The organism is Acidimicrobiia bacterium, assembly GCA_035471805.1.
GTDB lineage: Bacteria > Actinomycetota > Acidimicrobiia > Spongiisociales > JAHEDJ01 > JAHEDJ01.
In genome coordinates this window covers 30112-51148 of record DATIPS010000050.1, presented here as the reverse complement: position 1 = coordinate 51148, position 21037 = coordinate 30112, and the positions used below count along the sequence as shown (strand labels likewise).

Genomic DNA, 21037 nt, shown 5'->3' with positions numbered 1-21037 from the left:
GGGGCGAGTTGGTACCTTGGGTTCGATTGGACCGAGGAGGCCTTCCGGGCAGGGAGAGCACGTGGTTCCCCAAGGACTCTTCCGGCGTGTTCGCGACTGCCCGGGCTCGGGCACGAGCGTCCGGATTCCAACCCGGGCGCTCGCTGTCGTGGGGCTTCCCCGCAATCTCGCGGCAGGTGGTATAGGTTTGAGGGGGTTGTGGGGAACTGAGGTGAATCCTCCCGATATCGGGAGGATTCACTCGTTTACCGGTGAAGTGGCTCGATCGGCCAGGGAGAGGCGCAGGAATAGCCACGGGGCACCGAACGCTCCCCAGAAGCCCACGAGCGCGTAACGGACCAGCCGGAGAAGCAGGGCGGGCTCGAGGCCGGCGAAGAGAGTGCGCAGGCCGAGCCACAATCCCGCCAGGAGCAGACCGCCGACCAGGAACCGGAGGGCTCTCGACGTAATGGGGCCGGCCGTCTCGAAGCCGAGGTGGCGGCGCTCGAGAACCACACCGGTGCTCATTCCGAGGAACGTCGCCGAGGCGGTCACGACGTCCTCGGCGGGGAACGCCATCATCACGACGAGCGGTACGGCAGCCGCCAGCAGCAACTGTGCGGCAGTCGTCAGGGCACAGAACCAGCGCTCGGCGCGGTGGCCGTACCGTTTCCAGGCGAAGAGCAGAGCCAGCCCGAGTATTGCCCCGCCCAATACATCGGTCGGGAAGTGGACGCCGAGGTAGATCCGCGACAGCCCGATGCCCAGCATCAGAGCGACGGCAACCGCCCACATCCACCGGCGGCGGGCCTCGAGGCCGATGAAGCCCCATACGACGACGGCTCCCTGCGCGTGGCCGCTGGGTAGACCGTATCCGCCGGCATCGACCAGAGGGACGACGCGATCGTCGTATCCGAACGGCCGGGGCTGTCCTCCGAGCTCCTTGGCGGTGGCGTTCACGAGACTGGAGAACAAGGCAATGAGCATCAACCTGACGCCGGTTGCACGATCGATGCTCCAGTAGACGAGCGGCAGGAGAACGAGATAGAACTCTTCGTCTCCGAGAAACGTGAGGAACTTGAAGAGGCCATCGAGAGCAGGGCTGGTCTGCTGGAACCACAGGACCACGTCGATGCCCCAATCGAGCATCCCGTCCATTTCGTTTCTCCGTCCGTCGTCCGCGACAACCTAGAGCATCAGAGGCCGGACATCAGGTCGCCTGGCGGGTGGCTTTCTCGAGTTCCTCGAGCAGGTGTTGAGTGTTGGCGACCGTGATTTCGGCCAGCCCTTCTCCGATGACGGCCCACTGCTCGTCTCCCGGGCTTTCGATCCTGGTCGTGAGCCTCGTGCCCGATCCCATCTCGTCCAACTGGTAGGTGAAGCCGAGCCTTCGCACGCCTTCGTAGCCCTCACCCTCGTAGCGGGTGGTGATGTAGGTGAAAGGTCTCCAGTCGGCCACGTGCTCGATGGTTATGTCGGCTCCGTGCATGCAGTGGTTGATGCTCCCCAGCCCGAAACGGCCTTCCGTTTGGGTTTCGACGCCGGTGACGTGCTTCTGCCAGAGGATCCGCTTCGTGGGGCTGGTCAGGTACTCCCAAACGAGGGGCGGCGGAGCCGTCGTCTCAATCGTGTTCTCGTGAGCGGCTTGGTCGCCGGCGATGAAGTCCCGGCTCCGTTCCTTCTCGAGCGCCCACCGGGTGGTCAGATCGTGGACGTAGACGGGCACGTCGCCGATGTCGGAGAAGCTCTCGGTGTGCGAGACGAATCCGAGGATGGCGGGATCCATCCCCATCGTCTCGAGTGTCGTTGCCGTGAACACGGCGTAGGCGGGTATTCCGACCGTGGCGCCCGACGTGCCCTTCATCAGGCGGTGAACGAGGATCACGTCCGGCCCGGCGAGTTCCTCGGAACGGGCGATATGGCGCACTACGTATTCGCCGTCGTGGACGAAGAATTTCAGGTCGAGGCTTGGGATGCGAATACAGGCGTTGCATTCGCAAGTCGTCGAGTGGGTGATGTCCCGCAGCCGCTTCTGGAATGCGAAATAGGCCGACTCGACGGTGTCCAGAACGATCGCCGGATTGATGGACGCCCGATCTGCGTAGGCGAATGCGGCGTCGCCCTCGAGTTTCGAGAGCTTGAACACCGGTTCGATGGTGCCGACGATCGTCTCCAGGAGGTCTGCGACGACGTCTTGGGCGTGCATGAGTTCACTTCCGCCCATGTACTCGGTGTATCCCGAGATATCGGCGAGAAGCAAACATCCCCTCTCGAGTGCGCCCATGTCGAATGCCATTCGGGAGAGGGTAGTCGGGGGAGGGCGCAAGGCGTTCGGGGGCGTGCGCGCCGTCAGATCCGGGAGGAAGAGGGCTGCCGGTTCGACGGCCCGGGAACCAGGACGTGCTGTGCGCCGTCCAATCTGTATGACATACGACCGATACCTTCAAAGACCGCTAGTTGCGTTGGGCCTGGCAACGGCCTTGATGCTGTCTGCCTGCGCGGACGGCGCGACGCAATCCACCTCTTCCCCGGAGTTGATGGCCCCGATACCCGTTCATGTCTCGGGTGGTGCCGGCTCCGGTCCCGCCGGGCCTGGCCTGCAAGCTGCCGATACCCTTGCCGTCGGCGAAGCTGCGCCAAGCATGGGAATGATCGCCCCCTGGGTGGTCTACGACTTCGTCGTCGGAACCGGCTTGTCTCCTCTTCCCGTTGAGGCCAATGGATGGCAGTACCCGCCGGACGCCGTCCCCGACATGGACCGCATAGCCCAGATAGCCGCGGCACTCGGGGTGGAGGGCGATCCCGTCGAGAGGTCGGTCGAGCAGGGAGGGGGCTGGACGGTGGGTCCGGACGACGGCTCCGGGCCGGCCTTGTGGGTCGCGGCGGACGGGCAGCTCAGCTGGTGGTTCAACGCCCCGTATGCGCCGGTGACCGCCACGAGGGTGGAGTGTGCCACGGTCACGGAGGTGGCTCCCGTGGACGACGGTAGCGACGCCGTTGTGCCTTCCGTCGAGCCGGGCGACGAGTCCGGTGCCTCCGGTGATCCGGCCGAGGAATGCGTTTACGAGGAGCCAAAGCCCCCCACCGGCGTGCTGACGTCGGAACAAGCCCGCTCCCGGGCGGTAGAGCTGCTCCGCAAGGTCGGTGCAGATCCGGCCGATTTCGAACTCGAGGTCTACGCGGACGAGTGGTTTGCATCCGTGTCGGCGATGCAACGGCTGAACGAGTCGGTCTCGCCGATCGGCTGGTACTTCGGCTTCGGCGCCGAGGGCCGTCTCGACTACGCGGGAGGCGTGCTGGCTCAACCGGTCGAGGTGGGACCGTATCCGCTCATCGATCTGGAAACTGCCGTTGCCCGCCTGCAGGACGGCTACTACGGCGGCATCATGCCGCTTGTGGAGGACACCATCGGTATCGGAGCTCCGGAACTGAGCTGTGAGGAGGCGGCGGACTGCGAGTCGCTGCCGGTCGAGCCGGAGCATGTTCAGGTGACCATCACCAGCGTACGCCAGGAGCTCTGGTGGACGTGGGACTCCGACGGCAGCGCCTGGCTCCTCCCGGCTTTCACGTTCCTGGACGCCGACGGTGGCCGTTACACGGTGCCCGCGGTCACGGACGAGTACCTGATCGTCGAATACGCCCTGGTCGATCCGGCGATAGACGAGCCTGCTCCGCTGCCTCCTGATGTCGTGTACGACGATACGGCGATCAGCGAAGCGGATGCCGCCGCTCTCGTGGGGCTCTCTGAGGACGAGGCGCTGGCCGTGGCCGCAGAGCGCGGCTGGGAGGTGCGGGTAGTTTCTCGTGACGGCGAGCAGTTCCCCGCGACCGACGACTACAGCACCTCGCGCGTCAACCTGACGATCACCGGAGGCACGGTCACCGCCGCGACGGTTGGTTGACGGGCGACCGGGGAAGAAGGATCTGCGAAAACCCCTGCATACAGGGGTTTTCGTCGTGGGCCCACCTGGACTTGAACCAGGGGCCTCATCCTTATCAGGGATGCGCTCTAACCAAGCTGAGCTATGGGCCCGTGAGGGACTGGATCATACCAGCTGACCCGCAGGGCCCATCCGGTGGATCTGCCCGATGGGCCGGATTGAAGGTGGTCCGAGGCCACCGGCGTGGAGATGATCGGACTTGAACCGACGACCCCCTGCTTGCAAAGCAGGTGCTCTGCCAACTGAGCTACATCCCCTTGGTTTGCCACATGATACGTCGGTATTCCGATGATGCCAGACGGTGGAGGGTCACGGCGGCCGGCCGGCTCGTTGCGGCGTACGATGTACCTCACACGTGGACGAAGGAGCCCTCATGAGGAATGCCGTGATCGTCGATGCCGTGCGTACCCCGGTTGGAAGGCGCGGCGGTTTCTTGAAGGACCTGCATGCGGTGGATCTGGCGTCGGAGGCGCTCAAGGCAGTCGTCGAGCGCAACGACCTCGACCCCGGCCGCATCGACGACGTGATCATGGGATGCGTCACGCAGACCGGAGAGCAGGGGATAAACATCGCCCGCAATGCCGCGCTGGCGGCCGGCTATCCCGAGGAGGTCCCGGGCACGACGGTCGATCGTCAATGCGGCTCGTCCCAGCAGGCTGCCCACTTCGCAGCCCAGGGAGTGATGGCCGGTGCGTACGACGTTGTCGTGGCTGCCGGCATCGAATCGATGACCCGGGTCCCGATGGGATCAAATGCACAGGGTCCCGGCGTACCGTTCGGTCCACGCATGAGCGACCGCTACGACCACCGGCTGGTTCCGCAGGGTCTGTCGGCGGAGATGATCGCCGACAAGTGGGGCATCGGCCGGGACGAGGTGGACCAGATCTCGTTGGAGTCCCATCAGCGTGCCGGGCGAGCGACGGAAGAGGGCCGCTTCGACCAGCAGATAGTCCCGGTCGACACTTCGGAGGGAATCGTCAAACAGGACGGCGGCATCAGGTGGGATACATCGCTCGAGAAGCTGGCAGGGTTGAAGCCGGCGTTCAGGGAGGACGGTGTCGTCACTGCTGGCAACTCTTCACAGATTTCCGATGGTGCGGCCGCCCTGCTCATCATGGGCGAGGACGTCGCCGATGAGCTCGGCTACCGACCGATGGCCCGGTTCAAGGCTTTTGCGGTCACGGCTGCGGATCCCGTCATCATGCTGAGCGCTCCGATTCCGGCCACCAGCAAGGTCTTGAACAAGGCAGGCATGTCGGTCGACGACATCGACCTGTTCGAGGTCAATGAGGCCTTCGCCACGGTGATCGCAGCATGGCGCCGGGAGCACGGTCACGGTGATCCCGACGCCCTGTGGGAGCGAACGAACGTGAACGGCGGTGCGGTTGCGCTTGGTCACCCGCTCGGTGCCTCGGGAGCGCGTTTGATGACGACGCTCGTTCACGAGATGCAACGAACCGGAAGTCGCTACGGCCTGCAGGTCATGTGCGAAGGCGGCGGCATGGCCAACGCCACGATCCTGGAGCTCGTCTGATGGAGGTCCGGCATCTGTGGAGATGAGGTGACGGCCGTGCCGCGCAGCCGCCGATCGACCACCGCCGACCGGCCACCCGGCACGGGCGAAATGCGGCCGTCCTCTGCAACATGCGGCCGGGGACGAAGAATCGTGCCATGCTGAAGTTCCTCATTGCGCTCGCGGTCGGCGTTGCCATCTGGACGGTGGCGATCCGCGTTATCCGGATGCTCGCCGAGCCGCCTCCGGAGATCGATCCGGGTTCGATAGTGACCGCCGACACGAAGTACCGGTGCTCGATATGCGGCACCGAGGTGACGATGACGGCGGTGTCGACCAGCGAGGCTTCCGCGCCGAAGCACTGCCGCGAAGAGATGGACGAAGTCCCGGGCGGGCAGTGAGACGGCCGGCCGTCGGCTGAGATCCGATCCTCGGGGTGGGGCTACCGATATCCGGTCGTCATCAGGAACCCACCGGCGATGAATCCGAGACCGGCCACAAGCACGATGTTGTCCCAGCTCAGGAAGTAGCGGAGCAAGACGAGGCTCACCCCCAGCGCCATCATCGCGAACATCAGCACCACGTACCAGGAAGGTGACGGCTCGCGGGTCACTTCTTTGGGTTTCCGTGATGGGGTGGGGCCCATGTACTTGGGTTTGCGTCGCTTTGATTCAGGCATGGGCGTACAGCGTAGTCGTCTGCTTGTGTCCCAACGACCAAAGGTATGCTCATCTCTCATGCGGATACTCGTCGTCGACAATTACGACTCGTTCACCTACAACCTCGTGCAGTACCTGGGTGAGCTGGGCGCCGACCCGGTGGTCGTGCGCAACGATGAGATCACTCCCGTCGAAGCCGGTTCCCTGAAGCCCGACCGTCTCTTGATCTCGCCCGGCCCCGGGCGGCCTGAGAACGCGGGCAGGTCGGTCGAGTTCCTGCAGACGCTGGGCACCGAGATCCCGAGTCTCGGCGTTTGTCTCGGCCACCAGGCGGTTGCGGCCGCATTCGGGGGGAGGGTTGATCTTGCACCGGAGCCGAGACATGGCAAGACGTCGGAGATCCGGCACGACGGCAAGGGCGTCTTCGCCGGCCTGAGCACCCCGTTCATCGCGACCCGCTACCACTCGCTGGCCGTCGTTGAGCTGCCCGAGGAACTGGAAGCCTGCGCATGGAGCGAAGACGACGGCGTGATCCAGGGCATACGCCATCGCGAGCTCCCGATGAGCGGCGTGCAGTTTCATCCGGAGAGCGTGCTGACCTTCGAAGGCAAGAAGCTGCTTTCCAACTTCCTCAACTGATCCCCGGCCCGGACGGCTACGGGGCGAGGGTTGTTGTCGTGGTCGTCGGTGGAGGAGCCTCGCCGATTGTGGCGGTGATCATGGTGCCCGGGTCTACCTCGGTACCGGCACCGATCGATTGCTCCGCGACCAGCCCGTTGAAAGCTTCCTCGACCTGGACCGTGGTGACGCTCTCCCGATAGACGAGGTTCACCGCTTCGAGCGCGGCGCGGGCCGCCTCCGGCGTCATTCCGACGATGTTGGGAACCAGCACGGGTTCGGGTCCGAGCGAGATCCAGAGCTTGACGGTCGAACCGGCCGGGACCAGCGTTCCCGCCTGTGGTTCCGTCCTGGCAACCCGCCCCTCTTCGACCTCTTCGTCGAACTCCTCGTCCCGCTCCACGATCAGGCCGGCGTTCTCGATCACGAAAGTTGCGTCGATCTCGGGGCGACCCCGGAAATCCTCCAGGAGCACAGAGTTCGGTCCGGTCGACACCCACAGGTCGATGGCCGTCTGCGGTGGCTGCTTCTGGCCGGCGGCGGGGCTCTGGTCTATCACGGTGCCGGACGGCTGGACGTCGTTGGGCTCTTCGTGCACGACACCCACCGTCAGGCCGTTCAGGTTGATGAGACGCATTGCTTCGGTGAGTGTCTCGCCCACGACGCGCGGCACGTTCGCCGCCCCGACGCCCGTTGAGACCAGCACGTTGACGTAACCGCCGGCGTCGACCTGCTCGCCGGCAGCCGGATCGGTGCCTATGACGTATCCGGAGGGTACCTCGGGATCGGCCTGGTTGACCGGCCGCACCTTCAAGCCTGCGTCCTGCAGCAAAGCCAGAGCAGCATCTTGCTCCAGGCCGGCAACTTCGGGAACTGCGACCAGCTCGACCCCGTCGCTGGTGCCGCTGTTCATGAGGTCGAAGATGAGGAACAAACCGACTCCCAATGCAACGAGCAGGGCGAAGGCGGTCAGAATGAAGGGGACCTGGCTGGGCGGCCGTTCCTCGGCGAGCCGGCGGTAGGTCTCGTCCGGCGGAACCGTCGGTGGGGTAACGGGTGGCATCATCTGCGTCGGGGCATCGGAGCCGGGAACGGTGGCGGGCGCCTCTCCCCTCAAGAAGCGCAGTAGCTCTGCCCGCATTTCGTCGGCCGTCTGATGGCGGCTCTCCGGCTCCTTGCCGAGCGCCTTGCTGATGATCGATTCGAGGTCCGCCGGGATGTCCGGGTTGAGCGTTGAGGGCGGGGTGACGGGAGTGGACACGTGCTGGTATGCCACCGCAACCGGGCTGTCTCCGGTGAAGGGAGGCGAACCGGTGATCATCTCGTAGATGACGACTCCGAGCGAGTAGAGGTCGGAGCGTTCGTCGGCCGTCATTCCCTGGGCTTGCTCCGGGCTGAAGTAGGTGGCCGTTCCGATCACCGCGCCGGTCTTGGTGAGTTCCTGTGAGTCATCCCAGGCGCGGGCGATGCCGAAGTCGGTGACGCGCACCGTCCCATCGGGGGCGAGAAGAATGTTGCCGGGCTTGATGTCCCGGTGAACCAGGCCGGCTCTGTGCGCGACGGAGAGTGCCGCGGCGACCTCGGCACCGATCTCGCTGGCACGACGGGGGAGCAGCCGGCGCTCGCTCTTCAGGACGTCCCGCAAGGTGCGTCCCTCGATCAGCTCCATCACGATGAAGTAGGTGTCGCCGTCTTCGCCCCAGTCGTAGATCGAGACGATATTGGGATGGCTCAGGTTGGCCGCTGCCTGTGCCTCGCGCCGGAAACGTTTGACGAAGGCCTCGTCGGAGCTGAACTGCGAGTGGAGGACCTTGACGGCGACTCTCCGTCCGAGGAGCGTGTCGCGCGCTTCATAGACGTCGGCCATCCCCCCTCTTGCGATGTGGGAGACGAGCTCGTACCGATCAGCGAGCGTGCGTTGGGTCATCATTCGGTGTGATTGTAGGGGTCATTGTCATCGATTCAGGAGCCAGAACTCGAAGAGCCTCTTCGCCACCGGCGCGGCGACGGAGCCGCCGGTGGCGTTCTCTCCGGCGTCTCCGCCTTCTTCCACGACAACGGCCAGGGCGATGGTCGGATTGTCGACGGGAGCGAAGCCGATGAACCAGGCGTGGGGCGGGCCGATCTCTGTTTCGGCGGTGCCCGTCTTGCCGGCCACGCGCACGCCCGTCACTGCGGCCCGTGTGGCGGTTCCGCTTGCCACTACCTGCTCCATCATTGCTGCGACAACGTCGGCGGTTGCGGGAGAGATGGGAGTCGCCCATACGGACGGCTGGTGCTCGTCGACGATGTCGCCGGCCGCGTCGTAGGTGCGGGCGACCATGTACGGCTCCATCTGCAAACCCCCGTTGCCGATGGTGGCCGCCACCATCGCCATCAGGAGAGGAGTCGCCTGCACGTCTCGCTGTCCGAGGCCGCTCTGGGCCAGTGCCGGCAGGTTCGAACTGAGAGTGGCGGCGGTCGGGAAGGATGCGGTCAGGGTCTCCCACTCGAACGGGACCTGCCGGTTGAATCCGAAGGCTTCAGCTTGTTGCTCGAGCACGGATGCACCGAGGTCCATGGCGAGTTGCCCGAAAACGGTGTTGCATGATCGACGGAACGCCTCTCTGAGCGTCACCTCGTCGCCGTCGCCGCACAGGGTTCCGGCGAAGTTGCGGATGACCGCAGTTGATCCGGGGAGTTCGAGCTGCGGCGGATTGGCGAAGGTGGTATCGGGTCCGGCCACCCCCGCCTCGATGGCCGCGGCTGCAGTTATGACCTTGAAGGTGGATCCGGGGGCATAGCTCTCCCGCGACACGCGGTCCTTCAGGGGTTCGGCGGGGTCGGCCGCCAGTGCCTCCCAGGCCGGCGTTGCAGACTTGGCGATGATCGAGTTCGGGTCGAAAGTTGGAGACGAGACAAAGGCGAGGACGGCTCCGGTCGAGGGATCGAGGGCCACCACCGCGCCGGCCTGATCGCCGAGGCTCTCGACCGCCACTCTCTGCAGCTCTGCCACGAGAGTCAGTTCGAGGTTCTGAGCCTGCAGGTCCCGGCCGAGCAAGGCGTCGATGAGGTCGGATATCGTCAGGTCGCGCTTCGAGCGGAGTTCGGTGGCGTAGCTCGACTCGAGGCCCCAATCGCCGAACAAGCTCGAAGTGAATCCGACGCTGTGCGCGAAGAGGGGACCTTCGGGATAGACCCTCACGAACAGGTTGGGGTCGTCTTCCAGAGCCTCTGATCTGGCCAGCTGGACCCCGCCCGCGTCGAGAATGAGTCCACGTTCCTTTCCGGCGATCCCGATCTGGACACGCGGGTTGCGCGGATCGTCGCGGTATCCGGGTCCGGCAATCGCCTGAATGTATGTGATGTCGAGCAGCAGAACGGCGAACGCGATGAAGACGGCGATGGCGACCTTGCGAATCGGACCGTTCATGCCGGTTCCTCGTGTGAAAGGCGTGCGAGGAGTGCGATGAGCACCATGTTGGAAACGAGGGACGACCCCCCGTACGACATGAACGGCAGGGTGATTCCGGTCAGCGGAAGCACCCGGACGACGCCTCCGATGATCAGGAAGGTCTGAAGGCCGAGCACGAAGGTCAGGCCGGCCGCGAGCAGCTTTCTGAAGAGGTCCCGCGACCGCAGGGCAATCCCGAAACCGACCGCGGTCAGCAGGGCAAAAGCACAGAGGACCACCACGGCGCCGGCCAGTCCCAACTCCTCACCGATGGCCGCGAACAGGAAGTCCGTTTGCGCGAACGGAATCAGCTCGGGCCGGCCGAGCCCGACCCCGGATCCTGCCAGGCTCCCGGACCCCATTGCGAAGAGCCCCTGGGCAATCTGATATCCGGCCCCGTCGAAGTCGCTGAACGGACGCAGCCAGGCGATCACCCTGCGTTCGACGTGTGAAAACGACTGCCAGGCGAAGAAGGCGCCGACGAAGAACATTCCAGTCCCGATGATGGGGTAGGCGGCCCTTCCCGTCGCCATGTACAGGAGCGTGAGAAAGACGGCGAACAGGAGCAGGGAAGCGCCAAGATCGCGTTGATAGACGAGGACCCCGAAACTGGCGGTCCAGGCGACGAGGACCGGGACGAGCTGGCGGGGCTCTATGAGCCGCAGCCTTCCGATTGTGCGAGTTCCCGAGGTGAGGACCGTGTGCCGCTCCGCCAGGTAGGAGGCGAGAAACACCACGAGCAGGAGCTTGGCGATCTCTCCCGGCTGGAACTGGATTTCGACGGGCCCGGCGATGAACTCGACCCAGAGCCGCGAGCCGTTGACGGTTTTGCCGCGCAACGGGATGGACCAGTCGGCGGGCAGCAGGGGAAGCACGAGGAGCAGCAGGGATCCGAGCAGCAGCAGATACCGGTAGCGCCGGAGGGGTTCGAGCCCGGTCGAGCGGACCGCGAACAAGAGGCCGACGGCCAGCGCGGCGGCGATCAGGAGCCACCAGCGCTGCAGCCCGGCACGATCGGGGTCGAGCCGGTAAATCATCGTGAGGCCGACGGCTGTGATCACCGCCACCAGGGGAAGGAGGTAGAAACTCGCCCGCGGCGCCCACTGGCGCAGCGCGAGGTGGAGGCTTCCGAAAGCGATCAGGAAGACCAGAAAGGTCAGGGCCACCTGCGCATCGACTCCGCCGCCGCCGGCGAGGTTGGCCATGGCGACTCCGAACGAGGCCAGAGCGGACGCTCCGAGCAGGAACGCCGCCTCGGCAGAGCGGGTCACGAGCCGACGTCGACTGCGGCCACGGTGATGTTGTCGTGTCCGCCTGCCGAGTTGGCGGCTTCCACGAGCGCCCACACTGACTCTTCGACCGTGCCATTCGACAACAGGTTGGCGATCAGTTCGTCATCAATCATCCCGGACAATCCGTCTGAACAGATCATCAAACGATCTCCGTCGAGTAATCGTTCCTCGATGAGGTCCACTTCGAGTGGACGTCCGTGTCCGACTGCTCGCATGATCATGCTGCGCTGGGGGTGCACGGCCGCTTCTTGAGCCGTCAGGCGGCCTTCGGCTACCCATTGCGCCACGAGGGTGTGATCGGTGGTCAACTGGCGGAGAATCCCGGAGCGCAGCAGGTAGACCCTGCTGTCTCCGACGTGACCGATGAGAGCGGTGCCGTCCTTTGAGATCTCTGCTGCAGACACCGTCGTTCCCATTCCGGCCAGCGCCGGATCGGCCCGGCTCTCGGCCGCGATGGCCTCGTTTGCATCGAGGATGCGCTCGTCGAGCCGGGTCTTGCTGCCGCTCGAGACGGTCTCTATGGCGATTCTGCTGGCCACCTCACCACCGGCGTGACCACCCATCCCGTCGGCAACCGCCACCAGGAGGGGTCCGGGCCCGGCCCCGCCGGACGTCGGAGTCACGGCGTCCTGATTCGATTCCCGCACCATCCCGCGGTGGGTCGCTATCGCCCAGACGTACTTCATCGCACCTCCAGCACGGTCTTGCCTACCTGCACTGCGTCTCCCTTGACCAGAACCTGCGGTGCCGTGACCCGGCGTCCGTTCACGTATGTTCCGTTCGTGCTTCCGAGATCATGCAGGACGAGACCCTCATCCCCGCCGACGAAGCGCATGTGGAACTCCGACGCATACGGATCGTCGACCACGATATCTGCCTGCGGACTGCGGCCCAACATGAGTACGTCAACGACTTTGTAGGTCTCCGCCGGCCGATCGTCGGAGCGGATGAGCACCAGCTCCTTGGAGCGCTTGGTGGAGGTCCGGGTTACGCCGATGCTGATGTGGCTCGTGATCGCCCTTGATATCTGCCAGACGAACAGGAACAGCAACGCCACGAATATCAGCTTGAGGAGGGTGAGGATCAGAGCCGGCATGGATTGATCACTCCTTCCGGAACGTGAAGGTCATCGAGCCGAAAGCCAGGAGCGAACCGTTCTCGAGGGCGGCGGGCGCATCGATCGCCAGTCCGTCGACGGTCGTTCCATTCGACGAACCGGAATCCATGACCCATACGGACCCTCCTTCGCGCCAGATGAGTGCGTGTGTTCTGCTCACTGTCGGATCGTCGACGACCAGATCACTGTCCGCGCCGCGACCGATCACGATCCGGTTGTGTCGAAGTGCGACCTTCGTTGCGGAGCCGGCCAGGAATCCCCAGGCCGGCAGCACCCCGGGGACAACCTCGGCCCGGCACCGGACCGAACCTACCGCAGTTGCGTTGTCCAACTCCAGATGCACCACGACCGGCCCCTCCAAGCGCCAACCCCGCTCGGTGGCGGTGTCTTCGATATATGCGGAGAGCTCGGTCACCAGCCCATCGGGAATCAGACCTTCCCCCAGCTCGGATGGATGCACGTGGACAACGTAGGAGTTGGGCGCCGTCGGCCCCGCCGCGCCGGCCCGGAGCGCCAGGTCGGCTTCCCGTACCAGGCGGGCACCGAGCTCGACGGGATGCAGCGGTCCCCGGAAGACCTTGCCGGCCAGGCCTTCAACGAGGCGCTCGAGGCGTCTTTCGAGATTGCGCACCATGTCCACGACGCGGAGTTTATCGGTCGGGGCCGACGAATCCTCCGCGAGGGCGTCGTGGTACCATTTCGCGCCGTCCACGGGCGAGTGGCGGAATTGGCAGACGCGCAGGCTTCAGGTGCCTGTGAGCAATAGCTCGTGGGGGTTCAAGTCCCCCCTCGCCCACCGGTGCCGATTGCATTCGGCCCATGATGTCTGTACCGGACCGGCTCGCCGGTTCACTACAGACTTGCAGTCCACCAGCAAGATGAACCCGGTTCATCAAGTGAGGCCGACTACATGTTTCCGGAACCGCCCAGGTATCGGAAGCGTCGCGGCAGGCTATTTGCCCTGATTGCCGTCACGCTTCTCACAGCCAGTGCACTCGTCTTCGCCAACCTTCGGAGTGATCGTGCCGATCTCCGCGAGTTTGTGGACCTGGCAAAAGTGTCCTCCCTCGCGCAAGAGGCGCTGGCGGCAGACTTCCGTGACTTTCTGAACTTCGAGATCCAGGGCGCGGACCGCGATCGGATCGGGACGATGTTCGGTGGAGTAGAGACGGCGATCACCAACTCGCTCACCGATCTCGCAGAACTCACCGTTCCCGCCAGCGGAGCAAACTCCGAGGCGTTGTTCAACGAGGCCCTCGAGGCGTGGCTGGCCGGATCTTCGGCACTCGAGGCCGGACTGCTCGCAGCTGCCGACGAGCCCCTCAGTCCGATTCCGATCATCGCCATCGACAACGCCCTGACGGAGATCCGGGTGGGCGACCGCCTCTACGAGCGTTTCCTTCTGTCTGTGGGGGACCTCCGCACAGACCTGGAGATGGATATCGGCGTCATGCCGCTGATCGCCTATGCCCCTTCGAGCGGCCTGGTGCTCAGCGGCGAGCTCCTGGCGACGGCAGTGCGCGGGGCGGGTGAGGTGGCGGCCTTTCACGACGTCAGAATCAATCAGATAGAGCTGGAACCGGGCTTCACCGGCGGCGACAACGACGGGGTGGGTGTTCTGGCCTTCACCGAACTCGTCAATGCCCGGGTGGTCGTCTCCAATGCCGGCAACCTGCCCGAGACCGACCTGGTCGTCGTGGTGCGGGTGACGACCCTGGCCGACGGCCTCAACGTCTTCAGCGATCAAACGACGATCCTGTCGCTCGAACCGGGCGCCTCGCGCACGGTCGAGTTCTTCGACATTCCCGTCGTTGAGGGCATTACCCACCAGGTGCTGGCAATAGCGACCGCGGTCGTCGACGACATCGACACGGACAACAACACCGAGACGCTTTCCTTCTTCGTCCAAGCTGCTTCGTGAAGCCGGCAACCTCTGCCGCCGTTCCCCGGGGTACCATCATCCGGCAATGATCGATGTCAACATTCTTCGTGAGAATCCAGAGTCGCTTCGCGGCGCACTCGCCAGACGAGCCTCCGGCATCAGCGTCGACGAACTGATCGAACTCGACCGCCTGCGGCGTGAGGTTCGCCACCAGGCGGAGAGCGTGCGGGCCGAACAGAAGCAGTCGGGCAAGGCCATTGCCTCCCTCCAGGGCGAAGAGAAACAGGCAGCCATCACCCGTGCCGCCGCCCTCTCGGAGGATTACAAGCGCCTGACCGCCGAAGCCGACGAGATCGACGAGCGGTTCGAAGCCCTCTGGGTGCAGGTGCCCAACCTCGCCCACGACTCGGCCCCGGACGGCACGACCGAGGACGACGCCGTCGAGGTAAAGCGCTGGGGGGACATCCCCGCCTTCGGGTTCGAGGTACGGGACCACCAGGACCTCGGAGAGGCCCTCGACATCATCGACGTGGGGCGCGGAGTCAAGACTTCGGGCAGCCGGTTCGCCTATTTGAAGGGAAAGGCGGCCCTTCTCGAGTTCGGCCTGGTCCGCTTCGCCATGGATCGACTGATCGAGGGCGGCTTCACGCCGGTCATTCCCCCGGTGTTGGTTCGCGAAGAGGCGCTGTACGGAACGGGTTTCTTCCCGGCCGACCGCGAGCAGGTGTATGCCATCGAGGGTGAGGATCTGTACCTGGTCGGAACCTCGGAGGTCTCGCTGGCGGCGCTTCACCTCGACGAGATCCTCGACGAGGCGGACCTGCCGGTCCGATATGCAGGCTTCTCGACCTGCTTCCGCCGCGAGGCCGGCACCTACGGCAAGGACACGCGGGGTATCTTTCGCGTTCACCAGTTCGACAAGGTCGAGATGTTCTCCTTCTGCCACCCGGACAGGAGCTGGGAGGAACACGAGATGCTCCTGGCGATGGAAGAGGGAATCGTCCAGGCGCTCGGGTTGCCGTACCGGGTCGTCAACGTCGCGGCAGGCGACCTCGGTGCGTCGGCTGCGAAGAAATACGACATCGAGGCGTGGATCCCCTCCCAGGAGGCGTTCCGGGAGATCACCTCGTGCTCGAACACGACGGACTATCAAGCACGGAGGCTCAAGGCGCGGTTCAGGTCCGAGCAGGGCAATCGACTCGTTTACACGCTCAACGGAACGGCGGTTGCCGTCGGGCGGACCCTCCTGGCATTGATCGAGAACAATCAGCAAGCGGACGGTTCGATCGTGATTCCGGAGGCGCTTCGTCCCTACGTGGGCTTCGACGTCATCGAGGCATGAGCGATCGTCCGCGGGAGATCTTCTCTCGCATCGCCCGCCGGTACGACCTCCTGAATAGGGTTCTGTCGTTCGGTCGGGAGCAAGAGTGGCGGCGGCGGGGTGTCGTGTACCTGCCTGAGGGTCGGGTTCTGGACCTCGGCAGCGGCACGGGCGCGGCGCAGCCGGTGTTCGGAGGCCGCGAGGTCGTTGCCCTCGATCCGGTTCCCGAGATGCTCGAACTGAACCCGATCGGGACGCGGGTGGTGGCCTACGGCGAGGGACTGCCTTTCGCCGACGAGTCGTTCGACGGTGTCTTCTCGGCCTACGTGTTCCGCAATCTGAGCTCGATTCCGGCGACGCTGCGAGAGGTTGCCCGGGTGCTGCGGCCGGGAGGGGTGCTGGTGGTTGTCGGCCTCGGCAGGCCGCGCAATCGGTATGCCCGCCTCCTGCACAGGATCGGCTCTGCGGTGTTCCTGCCCCTGGCCGGCCTGATGATCGGATCACCCGGCGAGTACTGGTATCTGCACCGGTCATTGGACAAACTGGCGCCGCCCGAGGAGCTGTTCGCCTCCGGTCCGCTCACGTTGGAGCGCGTATGGAGGATGGGTCCGCTGGGTTTCGTCTATGGAGCGGTCATGCGGAAGCCGTAGCGGCTGTTCGACACGTCCCCTCGGCTCCCGTGGAAGGCCCGCAACGGGTTGCCCGGGGACGCCGGAGGCCGCCTCGCCTCCCGGGCGAGGTTCCCGTGCACCCTGCCGTCGCATGAGCAGCGACCGGCGCTTTCCGGATCGTTGGCTCGGACCAGGCGCTCCTGCGGCACCCGGGGTGTATCGCTTAGGGCTGCTTCCTTCCGGACCTGACCCGATTCACGAGACCCCGCCGCGCAGGACCCGGCCGTCAACACCACGTGCCCGGTGCAAACCCGACCGCCGTCACGCTCGGGCAGGGAATTCAGTCCCGCATGTAGAGGATTTCGGGTTCAGGGCACCCCTAGCGCCCCACTTAGCACGGAAAGAGCATTGTAGCCCGCTCGCCGTTCTCCTCCGGCGCCGGGCGGGCAGGAGGCCGGGTACTGGAGGCTGAGAGTCGGCGGAGGCCGGACGGTCCGCCGGTATCGGGGCCCCGGCGGACCGTCCACGACCGGGAACCGGTGCGGCTGCTCGCCCGCGGGAAGAGAGTTTGCGGAGGGAGCGGGATTCGAACCCGCGAGGGAGCTTGCACCCCCTACACGCTTTCCAGGCGTGCGCACTAGGCCAGACTATGCGATCCCTCCAGGGTGACATAGTGTAGGGGCCGTGAAAGACCTCGACTTCACCGACGCGATGGGACTTGCCCTCGAAGAAGCCGGTGCCGCCCTCGGACACGGGGACGTTCCGGTTGGTGCCGTGCTGCTCGACGCCGGCGGGAAGGTGGTCGCTTCGGATCACAACCGTCGGGAGGAACTATCCGACCCGACGGCGCACGCGGAGATGCTGGTCGTCTCGCGGCGCGCCCGGGAACTGGACGACTGGCGATTGACGGGCCACACGCTGGTCGTGACGTTGGAGCCGTGTCCGATGTGCGCCGGGGCGGCGATGTGGTCGCGGTTGGACCGGATCGTCTACGGTGCGGCCGACTTCAAGGCCGGCGCCGTGTGGAGCCTGTACAACATTCCGCAGGACCGCCGGTTGAACCACCGGTGCGAGGTGATCGCCGGAGTCCGCGCAGAGGAATGCGGAGAGCTGCTGAGGGGCTTCTTCGAGCCGAAACGCTGAACCCTTCTGATTTCTCAGCAATACTGTGGTTCTCCACGCGCAACAGCATTGCTGAGAAATCCTCCTACAAGGGATTTCGGGAAACCGGACAGGTCATGCAACGGGGTCCACCCCGCCCGCGAGGCAGCTCGAACGACGGCATCCGATGCACCGTGATACCCGCCTCCTCCATGATCTCGTTGGTCGCCACGTTGCGTTCGTAGGCAACTATCTCGCCGGGACCGATCGCAAAGGTGTTGTTGGCGTCGTTCCACTGCTCCCGGTCTGCCTGGATACTCGTCATCGACGGTTCAATCACGTCGGCCGCCTCGAGGCCGGCGGCCCAGGCGAGCCCGGCGACCAGGTCGACCTCTCCCTCGACGTGTAGCCCCAACTCGGAACCCGGCGTCACCTGAAGTGCTCGAACGCGTGAGCGGATGCGCGGATAGAGCACGAACCGGTCCCGGTCGACCATCGTCACGACGGTATCGAGGTGCATCGTGGAGCGCTCTTTGGGCAGTTCGACGGCCAGTACTCGGTCGACCACATCCCCTTCAAAGAGGCGGGCGGCCAGGGCGGCGGCTCCGGTCGGGGAGGTCCTCTCGGACACTCCGATTGCGATCCCACGTTCGCCCACCACGAGCACGTCACCCCCCTCGACCGAAGCGGGAAAGTGCTCACCCGGTTCGTTTCCGAACCATATTTGTGAACCTGCGAACCGTGGGTGAAGTGAGTACACCAGGCGCAGCAGGTCGGTCTCCCTGCGGCGGACGATCCTGTTCATTGGGGACAGGACTACGCCGCTGCCGATCCAGATGGACGAATCTCGCATGAAGACCATATTCGGGAGCGGCGGAAGCAGGAAGTCGTGGGGCCCGTGCAGGGCCGCGACCAGGCCGCCGGTCGCTCCGACCTCGTCGAGCGTTACGCCGCCTATCAAGTGCCGCACCAGTTCCATTGGAGAGAGCTCGGCCAGGAACCGCCTGACCCAGGCCGACAGTCGGGCCCCGCAGAGGTCGGGCGTGACGTGCCCGGCGATCACTGCATCGGCGACGCTTCGATCGGTCAGGACATCTTCGAGGAGGTCGGTGATGTAGAGGACCTCGGTGCCGTTGCTCCTCATTATGTCGGCAAAGGCATCGTGCTCGTGCTGGGCCCGTTCAAGCCAGATCAGCTCATCAAACAGCAACTCGTCCTTGTTGCCCGGGGTTATCCGGGAGAGCTCGAGGTCGGGCCGGTGGATGACGACCGTTCGCAACCGTCCGACTTCTGAGCTGATGGCGGCACCGTGATCCATGGGAGCATTCTCACACAGGTTTCGGTCGGAAAGCGATGTGTACAATCCGGGTTCCTCGGAGGGATCGCATAGTCCGGCCTAGTGCGCGGCACTCGAAATGCCGTAGGGCGTTTACCCGCCCTCGTGGGTTCGAATCCCACTCCCTCCGCCGGGCCGGCCGCCGGAGGCGGCGAAGCCGGGCGCCCGGAGGGATGGCCGAGCGGACGAAGGCGACAGTCTTGAAAACTGTTGAACCGTGTTAAGCGGTTCCGTGGGTTCGAATCCCACTCCCTCCGCCGCGGCGGGCCGGGAAGTACCGGCCGAGTCGTTGAGATGGTCGCGGACTCGTAGAATGGCGCCGTACGGGGTACGTTGTGCGCCGTACGGCCGACCTTCGGTCGGCTTTGGAGAGGTGGCCGAGCGGTCGAAGGCGCTCGCCTGCTAAGCGAGTAGGGGGTTTAAAGCCTCCTCGAGGGTTCAAATCCCTCCCTCTCCGCAACTGAGGGCCCGCACCTGCGGGCCCTCAGATTTTCTCAGCAATACTGTGGTTCTCCACGCGCAACAGTATTGCCGAGAAAACATGGATTCAGGCTCGTCCGGCCACCCATTCGTCGACTAGGTGCGCCAGCACGGGTAGCGGCAGCGCTCCGGAGCCGAGGATCGTGTCGTGGAAGCTCTTGATATCGAACGACCCGCCCAATGCCGCCTTCGCCTTGGACCTTATCCGCATGATCTCCCTGCGCCCGATCATGTAGGCGAGTGCCTGGCCCGGCAGACCGATGTAGCGGTCGACCTCATTGGTGAGGGAAACGCCGCTGGCCGGCACATTGGCCGTCATGTAGTCGATTGCCTGTTGCCGGCTCCACCCCAGTGCGTGCATGCCCGTGTCGACTACCAGGCGGGAGGCCCGCAGAGAGTCGGCCGAGAGCATCCCCATCCGCTGCAGAGGACCGCTGTAGAGCCCCATCTCGTCCGAGAGCCGTTCGGTATACAGGCCCCAACCCTCCGCGTAGGCGGTCACCGAAGTGTGTTTCCTGAACTCCGGGATGTCCTCGAGTTCCTGGGCGATGGCGAGTTGCAGGTGGTGGCCCGGGATACCCTCGTGGAAGACGGTCGCTTCCAGCGCATACCTGGTCCAGGAGGAAGGTTCTGCGACGTTCATGAAGAAGATGCCCGGCCGGCTGCCGTCTTCGGCCGGCGGGAAGTAGAACGCCTCGGGACCCTGGGTGACGGTCGAGACGAGGCAGTCGGCCTTGGGGAGCCGACCGAACCAGCCCCCGATGGCCGCCTTGGCCTTGGCGAAGGCCTCTTCGGAGGCCGCGACAACCTCGTCGGCGGTCTCGTAGCGCAGGTTCGGGTCCTCATTCAGTTTCGAGTAGATCGTCTGAAGGTCCCGGCTTCCGAAGACCTCGGAACCCAGCAGTCGGTATTCGTCCTCGATGGAGGCGATGGTGTCCAATCCGATTTGGTGGATCTCCTCGGCCGTCATGTCGACCGAGGTGTTGTTGAGTATGGCGGCCCTGTATGCCTCTTCGCCGCCCTCGATCCACTGGATGCCCACCTCATGGTCGGGGCGGGCGACTGGAAGCACCTCCTCGGCCAGGACCCTGCGCAACTCTGCGAAGCCGGGCCGAACGTGGGATCCGACCCTTTCGCGGAGCCGGCCTCGCCAGGCCTCCTCCGTTGCCTCGTCGAAAGCGGCGGGTGCCCGGACTCCCGTTGCCAGCGGGTCTGATTCCAGGGGGCTGGCCAGGTATTCGTCGAGTTGGTGGACCACTTTCTCTGCCATCAGTGCCGGTGGGGTCCGGTCGTTTGCGACGCCTTCCTGAAGGCGTACGGCCCACTGTTCGATCGCTCTGCCGAGCTTCTCGCACTTGACCACGAGCGCCTCGGCATGCTCCGGTTCGATGATCGGGAACTGCGCGGCGGCAGTGGGGAGCAGCACGTGGAGGCTCATGGCCGGGTTGGCCTCGAGTTCGGCCTGGCGGGTCTCGGTCACGGCGGCGCCGGTGCGAGCTTCGAAGATCAGGACCTCCCGACTCAGGCGTTCCTGGAGTGAGAGGTCGGCCGGGTCTATCGCTTCTGCCCGATCGGCGAACGATCTGAGCTCGGCGATGGCATCGTCTTCTGCCTCACGCGACAGATCCTCCATCTGGTCGTCGTAGCGGTGATCGCCCAGCATCAAAGCAGTCGTGGGGGAGCGTCGCAGCCAAGCTTCGCGATACTCGTCTCCTAGATTTCTGAGTCCCTCGTGCACGTCTGAGCCTTTCTCG

19 protein-coding genes, 7 tRNA genes and 1 other RNA gene are annotated in these 21037 nt (G+C 65.0%); 12 read left to right on the top strand and 15 right to left on the bottom strand.

All coding sequences use genetic code 11. From position 1 onward, the window contains the following. Positions 1-237: 237 nt before the first annotated feature. Together VLT15_10030 and VLT15_10025 are read right to left on the bottom strand one after the other, a co-directional pair. Positions 238-1137, bottom strand: a complete 900-nt coding sequence (locus VLT15_10030) for a phosphatase PAP2 family protein (GenBank protein HSR45547.1) — start codon at positions 1135-1137, stop codon at positions 238-240. 52 nt (positions 1138-1189) lie between these two features. Further along, positions 1190-2275: a DUF2652 domain-containing protein gene (locus VLT15_10025; GenBank protein HSR45546.1), complete on the bottom strand. Its 1086-nt coding sequence runs from the start codon at positions 2273-2275 to the stop codon at positions 1190-1192. 352 nt (positions 2276-2627) lie between these two features. On the opposite strand from VLT15_10025, the gene VLT15_10020 reads away from it, so the two are divergent. Continuing rightward, positions 2628-3881, top strand: a complete 1254-nt coding sequence (locus VLT15_10020) for a hypothetical protein (GenBank protein ID HSR45545.1) — start codon at positions 2628-2630, stop codon at positions 3879-3881. Positions 3882-3937: 56 nt separating this feature from the next. Here the strand turns inward: VLT15_10020 and VLT15_10015 are convergent. Both VLT15_10015 and VLT15_10010 read right to left on the bottom strand, forming a co-directional pair. Further along, a tRNA-Ile gene (locus VLT15_10015) sits at positions 3938-4012 on the bottom strand. Between the two features lie 92 nt (positions 4013-4104). Then, positions 4105-4177: transfer RNA gene (locus tag VLT15_10010), tRNA-Ala, on the bottom strand. Between the two features lie 116 nt (positions 4178-4293). Between VLT15_10010 and VLT15_10005 the strand changes: the two genes are divergently transcribed. Beyond that, positions 4294-5454 (top strand): thiolase family protein, encoded by a 1161-nt coding sequence (locus tag VLT15_10005; protein ID HSR45544.1) that lies wholly within the window; start codon positions 4294-4296, stop codon positions 5452-5454. A 137-nt stretch (positions 5455-5591) separates the two neighbouring features. Further along, on the top strand, positions 5592-5834 hold the full coding sequence (locus VLT15_10000) for a hypothetical protein (protein ID HSR45543.1): 243 nt from the start codon (positions 5592-5594) through the stop codon (positions 5832-5834). A 41-nt stretch (positions 5835-5875) separates the two neighbouring features. On the opposite strand, the gene VLT15_09995 is transcribed toward VLT15_10000, so the two are convergent. After that, positions 5876-6112 (bottom strand): cell division protein CrgA, encoded by a 237-nt coding sequence (locus tag VLT15_09995; protein ID HSR45542.1) that lies wholly within the window; start codon positions 6110-6112, stop codon positions 5876-5878. Positions 6113-6170: 58 nt separating this feature from the next. Here VLT15_09995 and VLT15_09990 point away from each other — a divergent pair, with 58 nt between their 5' ends. After that, positions 6171-6731, top strand: a complete 561-nt coding sequence (locus tag VLT15_09990; GenBank protein HSR45541.1) for an aminodeoxychorismate/anthranilate synthase component II — start codon at positions 6171-6173, stop codon at positions 6729-6731. Positions 6732-6747: 16 nt separating this feature from the next. Here the strand turns inward: VLT15_09990 and pknB are convergent, their stop codons facing one another. The 6 genes from pknB to VLT15_09960 are packed head-to-tail and all read right to left on the bottom strand — an operon-like array spanning position 6748 to position 13186. Then, the gene (gene pknB / locus VLT15_09985; protein ID HSR45540.1) at positions 6748-8640 is read right to left on the bottom strand and encodes a Stk1 family PASTA domain-containing Ser/Thr kinase; all 1893 of its coding nucleotides are present in this window, start codon (positions 8638-8640) and stop codon (positions 6748-6750) included. Between the two features lie 24 nt (positions 8641-8664). Beyond that, a complete protein-coding gene (locus VLT15_09980) occupies positions 8665-10122 on the bottom strand; it encodes a penicillin-binding transpeptidase domain-containing protein (protein ID HSR45539.1) in 1458 nt (485 codons plus the stop codon). Further along, entirely contained in the window at positions 10119-11414 is a 1296-nt protein-coding gene (locus tag VLT15_09975) for an FtsW/RodA/SpoVE family cell cycle protein (GenBank protein ID HSR45538.1), read from the bottom strand. The genes VLT15_09980 and VLT15_09975 overlap by 4 nt, the downstream gene beginning before the upstream one ends. Further along, positions 11411-12121 (bottom strand): PP2C family serine/threonine-protein phosphatase, encoded by a 711-nt coding sequence (locus tag VLT15_09970; protein HSR45537.1) that lies wholly within the window; start codon positions 12119-12121, stop codon positions 11411-11413. The genes VLT15_09975 and VLT15_09970 overlap by 4 nt, the downstream gene beginning before the upstream one ends. Then, on the bottom strand, positions 12118-12531 hold the full coding sequence (locus tag VLT15_09965) for an FHA domain-containing protein (GenBank protein HSR45536.1): 414 nt from the start codon (positions 12529-12531) through the stop codon (positions 12118-12120). The genes VLT15_09970 and VLT15_09965 overlap by 4 nt, the downstream gene beginning before the upstream one ends. A gap of 7 nt (positions 12532-12538) precedes the next feature. Then, a complete protein-coding gene (locus VLT15_09960; GenBank protein HSR45535.1) occupies positions 12539-13186 on the bottom strand; it encodes a DUF3662 and FHA domain-containing protein in 648 nt (215 codons plus the stop codon). 78 nt (positions 13187-13264) lie between these two features. Between VLT15_09960 and VLT15_09955 the strand changes: the two genes are divergently transcribed. The 4 genes from VLT15_09955 to VLT15_09940 all read left to right on the top strand — a co-directional run bounded on the left by VLT15_09955 (position 13265) and on the right by VLT15_09940 (position 16405). After that, positions 13265-13348, top strand: a tRNA-Leu gene (locus VLT15_09955). Between the two features lie 114 nt (positions 13349-13462). After that, complete coding sequence (locus VLT15_09950) at positions 13463-14473, top strand: hypothetical protein (protein HSR45534.1); 1011 nt, start codon at positions 13463-13465, stop codon at positions 14471-14473. A 46-nt stretch (positions 14474-14519) separates the two neighbouring features. Beyond that, complete coding sequence (gene serS / locus VLT15_09945) at positions 14520-15776, top strand: serine--tRNA ligase (GenBank protein ID HSR45533.1); 1257 nt, start codon at positions 14520-14522, stop codon at positions 15774-15776. Then, positions 15773-16405, top strand: coding sequence for a class I SAM-dependent methyltransferase (locus tag VLT15_09940; GenBank protein HSR45532.1), 633 nt, complete (start codon positions 15773-15775; stop codon positions 16403-16405). Before serS ends, VLT15_09940 begins: the two co-directional genes overlap by 4 nt. A gap of 93 nt (positions 16406-16498) precedes the next feature. Here VLT15_09940 and ffs read toward each other — a convergent pair. After that, positions 16499-16766, bottom strand: an RNA gene (gene ffs / locus VLT15_09935) — signal recognition particle sRNA large type. 171 nt (positions 16767-16937) lie between these two features. Further along, positions 16938-17028: transfer RNA gene (locus VLT15_09930), tRNA-Ser, on the bottom strand. Between the two features lie 22 nt (positions 17029-17050). Between VLT15_09930 and VLT15_09925 the strand changes: the two genes are divergently transcribed. Then, positions 17051-17509, top strand: coding sequence for a nucleoside deaminase (locus tag VLT15_09925; protein HSR45531.1), 459 nt, complete (start codon positions 17051-17053; stop codon positions 17507-17509). A 64-nt stretch (positions 17510-17573) separates the two neighbouring features. On the opposite strand, the gene VLT15_09920 is transcribed toward VLT15_09925, so the two are convergent. After that, complete coding sequence (locus tag VLT15_09920; GenBank protein HSR45530.1) at positions 17574-18785, bottom strand: arginine deiminase; 1212 nt, start codon at positions 18783-18785, stop codon at positions 17574-17576. 57 nt (positions 18786-18842) lie between these two features. Between VLT15_09920 and VLT15_09915 the strand changes: the two genes are divergently transcribed. The 3 genes from VLT15_09915 to VLT15_09905 all read left to right on the top strand — a co-directional run bounded on the left by VLT15_09915 (position 18843) and on the right by VLT15_09905 (position 19260). Continuing rightward, positions 18843-18933: transfer RNA gene (locus tag VLT15_09915), tRNA-Ser, on the top strand. A gap of 37 nt (positions 18934-18970) precedes the next feature. Further along, positions 18971-19060: transfer RNA gene (locus VLT15_09910), tRNA-Ser, on the top strand. 110 nt (positions 19061-19170) lie between these two features. After that, a tRNA-Ser gene (locus VLT15_09905) sits at positions 19171-19260 on the top strand. 90 nt (positions 19261-19350) lie between these two features. Here VLT15_09905 and VLT15_09900 read toward each other — a convergent pair. Then, the gene (locus tag VLT15_09900) at positions 19351-21021 is read right to left on the bottom strand and encodes a DUF885 domain-containing protein (GenBank protein ID HSR45529.1); all 1671 of its coding nucleotides are present in this window, start codon (positions 21019-21021) and stop codon (positions 19351-19353) included. Positions 21022-21037 lie beyond the last annotated feature (16 nt).

Coding starts and splice junctions, on each gene's coding strand:
- pknB (HSR45540.1), bottom strand. CDS start 8,640: ATGATGACCCAACGCACGCTCGCTGATCGGTACGAGCTCGTCTCCCAC.
- VLT15_09950 (HSR45534.1), top strand. CDS start 13,463: ATGTTTCCGGAACCGCCCAGGTATCGGAAGCGTCGCGGCAGGCTATTT.
- VLT15_09920 (HSR45530.1), bottom strand. CDS start 18,785: ATGGATCACGGTGCCGCCATCAGCTCAGAAGTCGGACGGTTGCGAACG.
- VLT15_09980 (HSR45539.1), bottom strand. CDS start 10,122: ATGAACGGTCCGATTCGCAAGGTCGCCATCGCCGTCTTCATCGCGTTC.
- VLT15_09990 (HSR45541.1), top strand. CDS start 6,171: ATGCGGATACTCGTCGTCGACAATTACGACTCGTTCACCTACAACCTC.
- VLT15_10000 (HSR45543.1), top strand. CDS start 5,592: ATGCTGAAGTTCCTCATTGCGCTCGCGGTCGGCGTTGCCATCTGGACG.
- VLT15_10020 (HSR45545.1), top strand. CDS start 2,628: ATGATCGCCCCCTGGGTGGTCTACGACTTCGTCGTCGGAACCGGCTTG.
- VLT15_09995 (HSR45542.1), bottom strand. CDS start 6,112: ATGCCTGAATCAAAGCGACGCAAACCCAAGTACATGGGCCCCACCCCA.
- VLT15_10025 (HSR45546.1), bottom strand. CDS start 2,275: ATGGCATTCGACATGGGCGCACTCGAGAGGGGATGTTTGCTTCTCGCC.
- VLT15_09940 (HSR45532.1), top strand. CDS start 15,773: ATGAGCGATCGTCCGCGGGAGATCTTCTCTCGCATCGCCCGCCGGTAC.
- VLT15_10030 (HSR45547.1), bottom strand. CDS start 1,137: ATGGACGGGATGCTCGATTGGGGCATCGACGTGGTCCTGTGGTTCCAG.
- serS (HSR45533.1), top strand. CDS start 14,520: ATGATCGATGTCAACATTCTTCGTGAGAATCCAGAGTCGCTTCGCGGC.
- VLT15_09970 (HSR45537.1), bottom strand. CDS start 12,121: ATGAAGTACGTCTGGGCGATAGCGACCCACCGCGGGATGGTGCGGGAA.
- VLT15_09965 (HSR45536.1), bottom strand. CDS start 12,531: ATGCCGGCTCTGATCCTCACCCTCCTCAAGCTGATATTCGTGGCGTTG.
- VLT15_10005 (HSR45544.1), top strand. CDS start 4,294: ATGAGGAATGCCGTGATCGTCGATGCCGTGCGTACCCCGGTTGGAAGG.
- VLT15_09960 (HSR45535.1), bottom strand. CDS start 13,186: ATGGTGCGCAATCTCGAAAGACGCCTCGAGCGCCTCGTTGAAGGCCTG.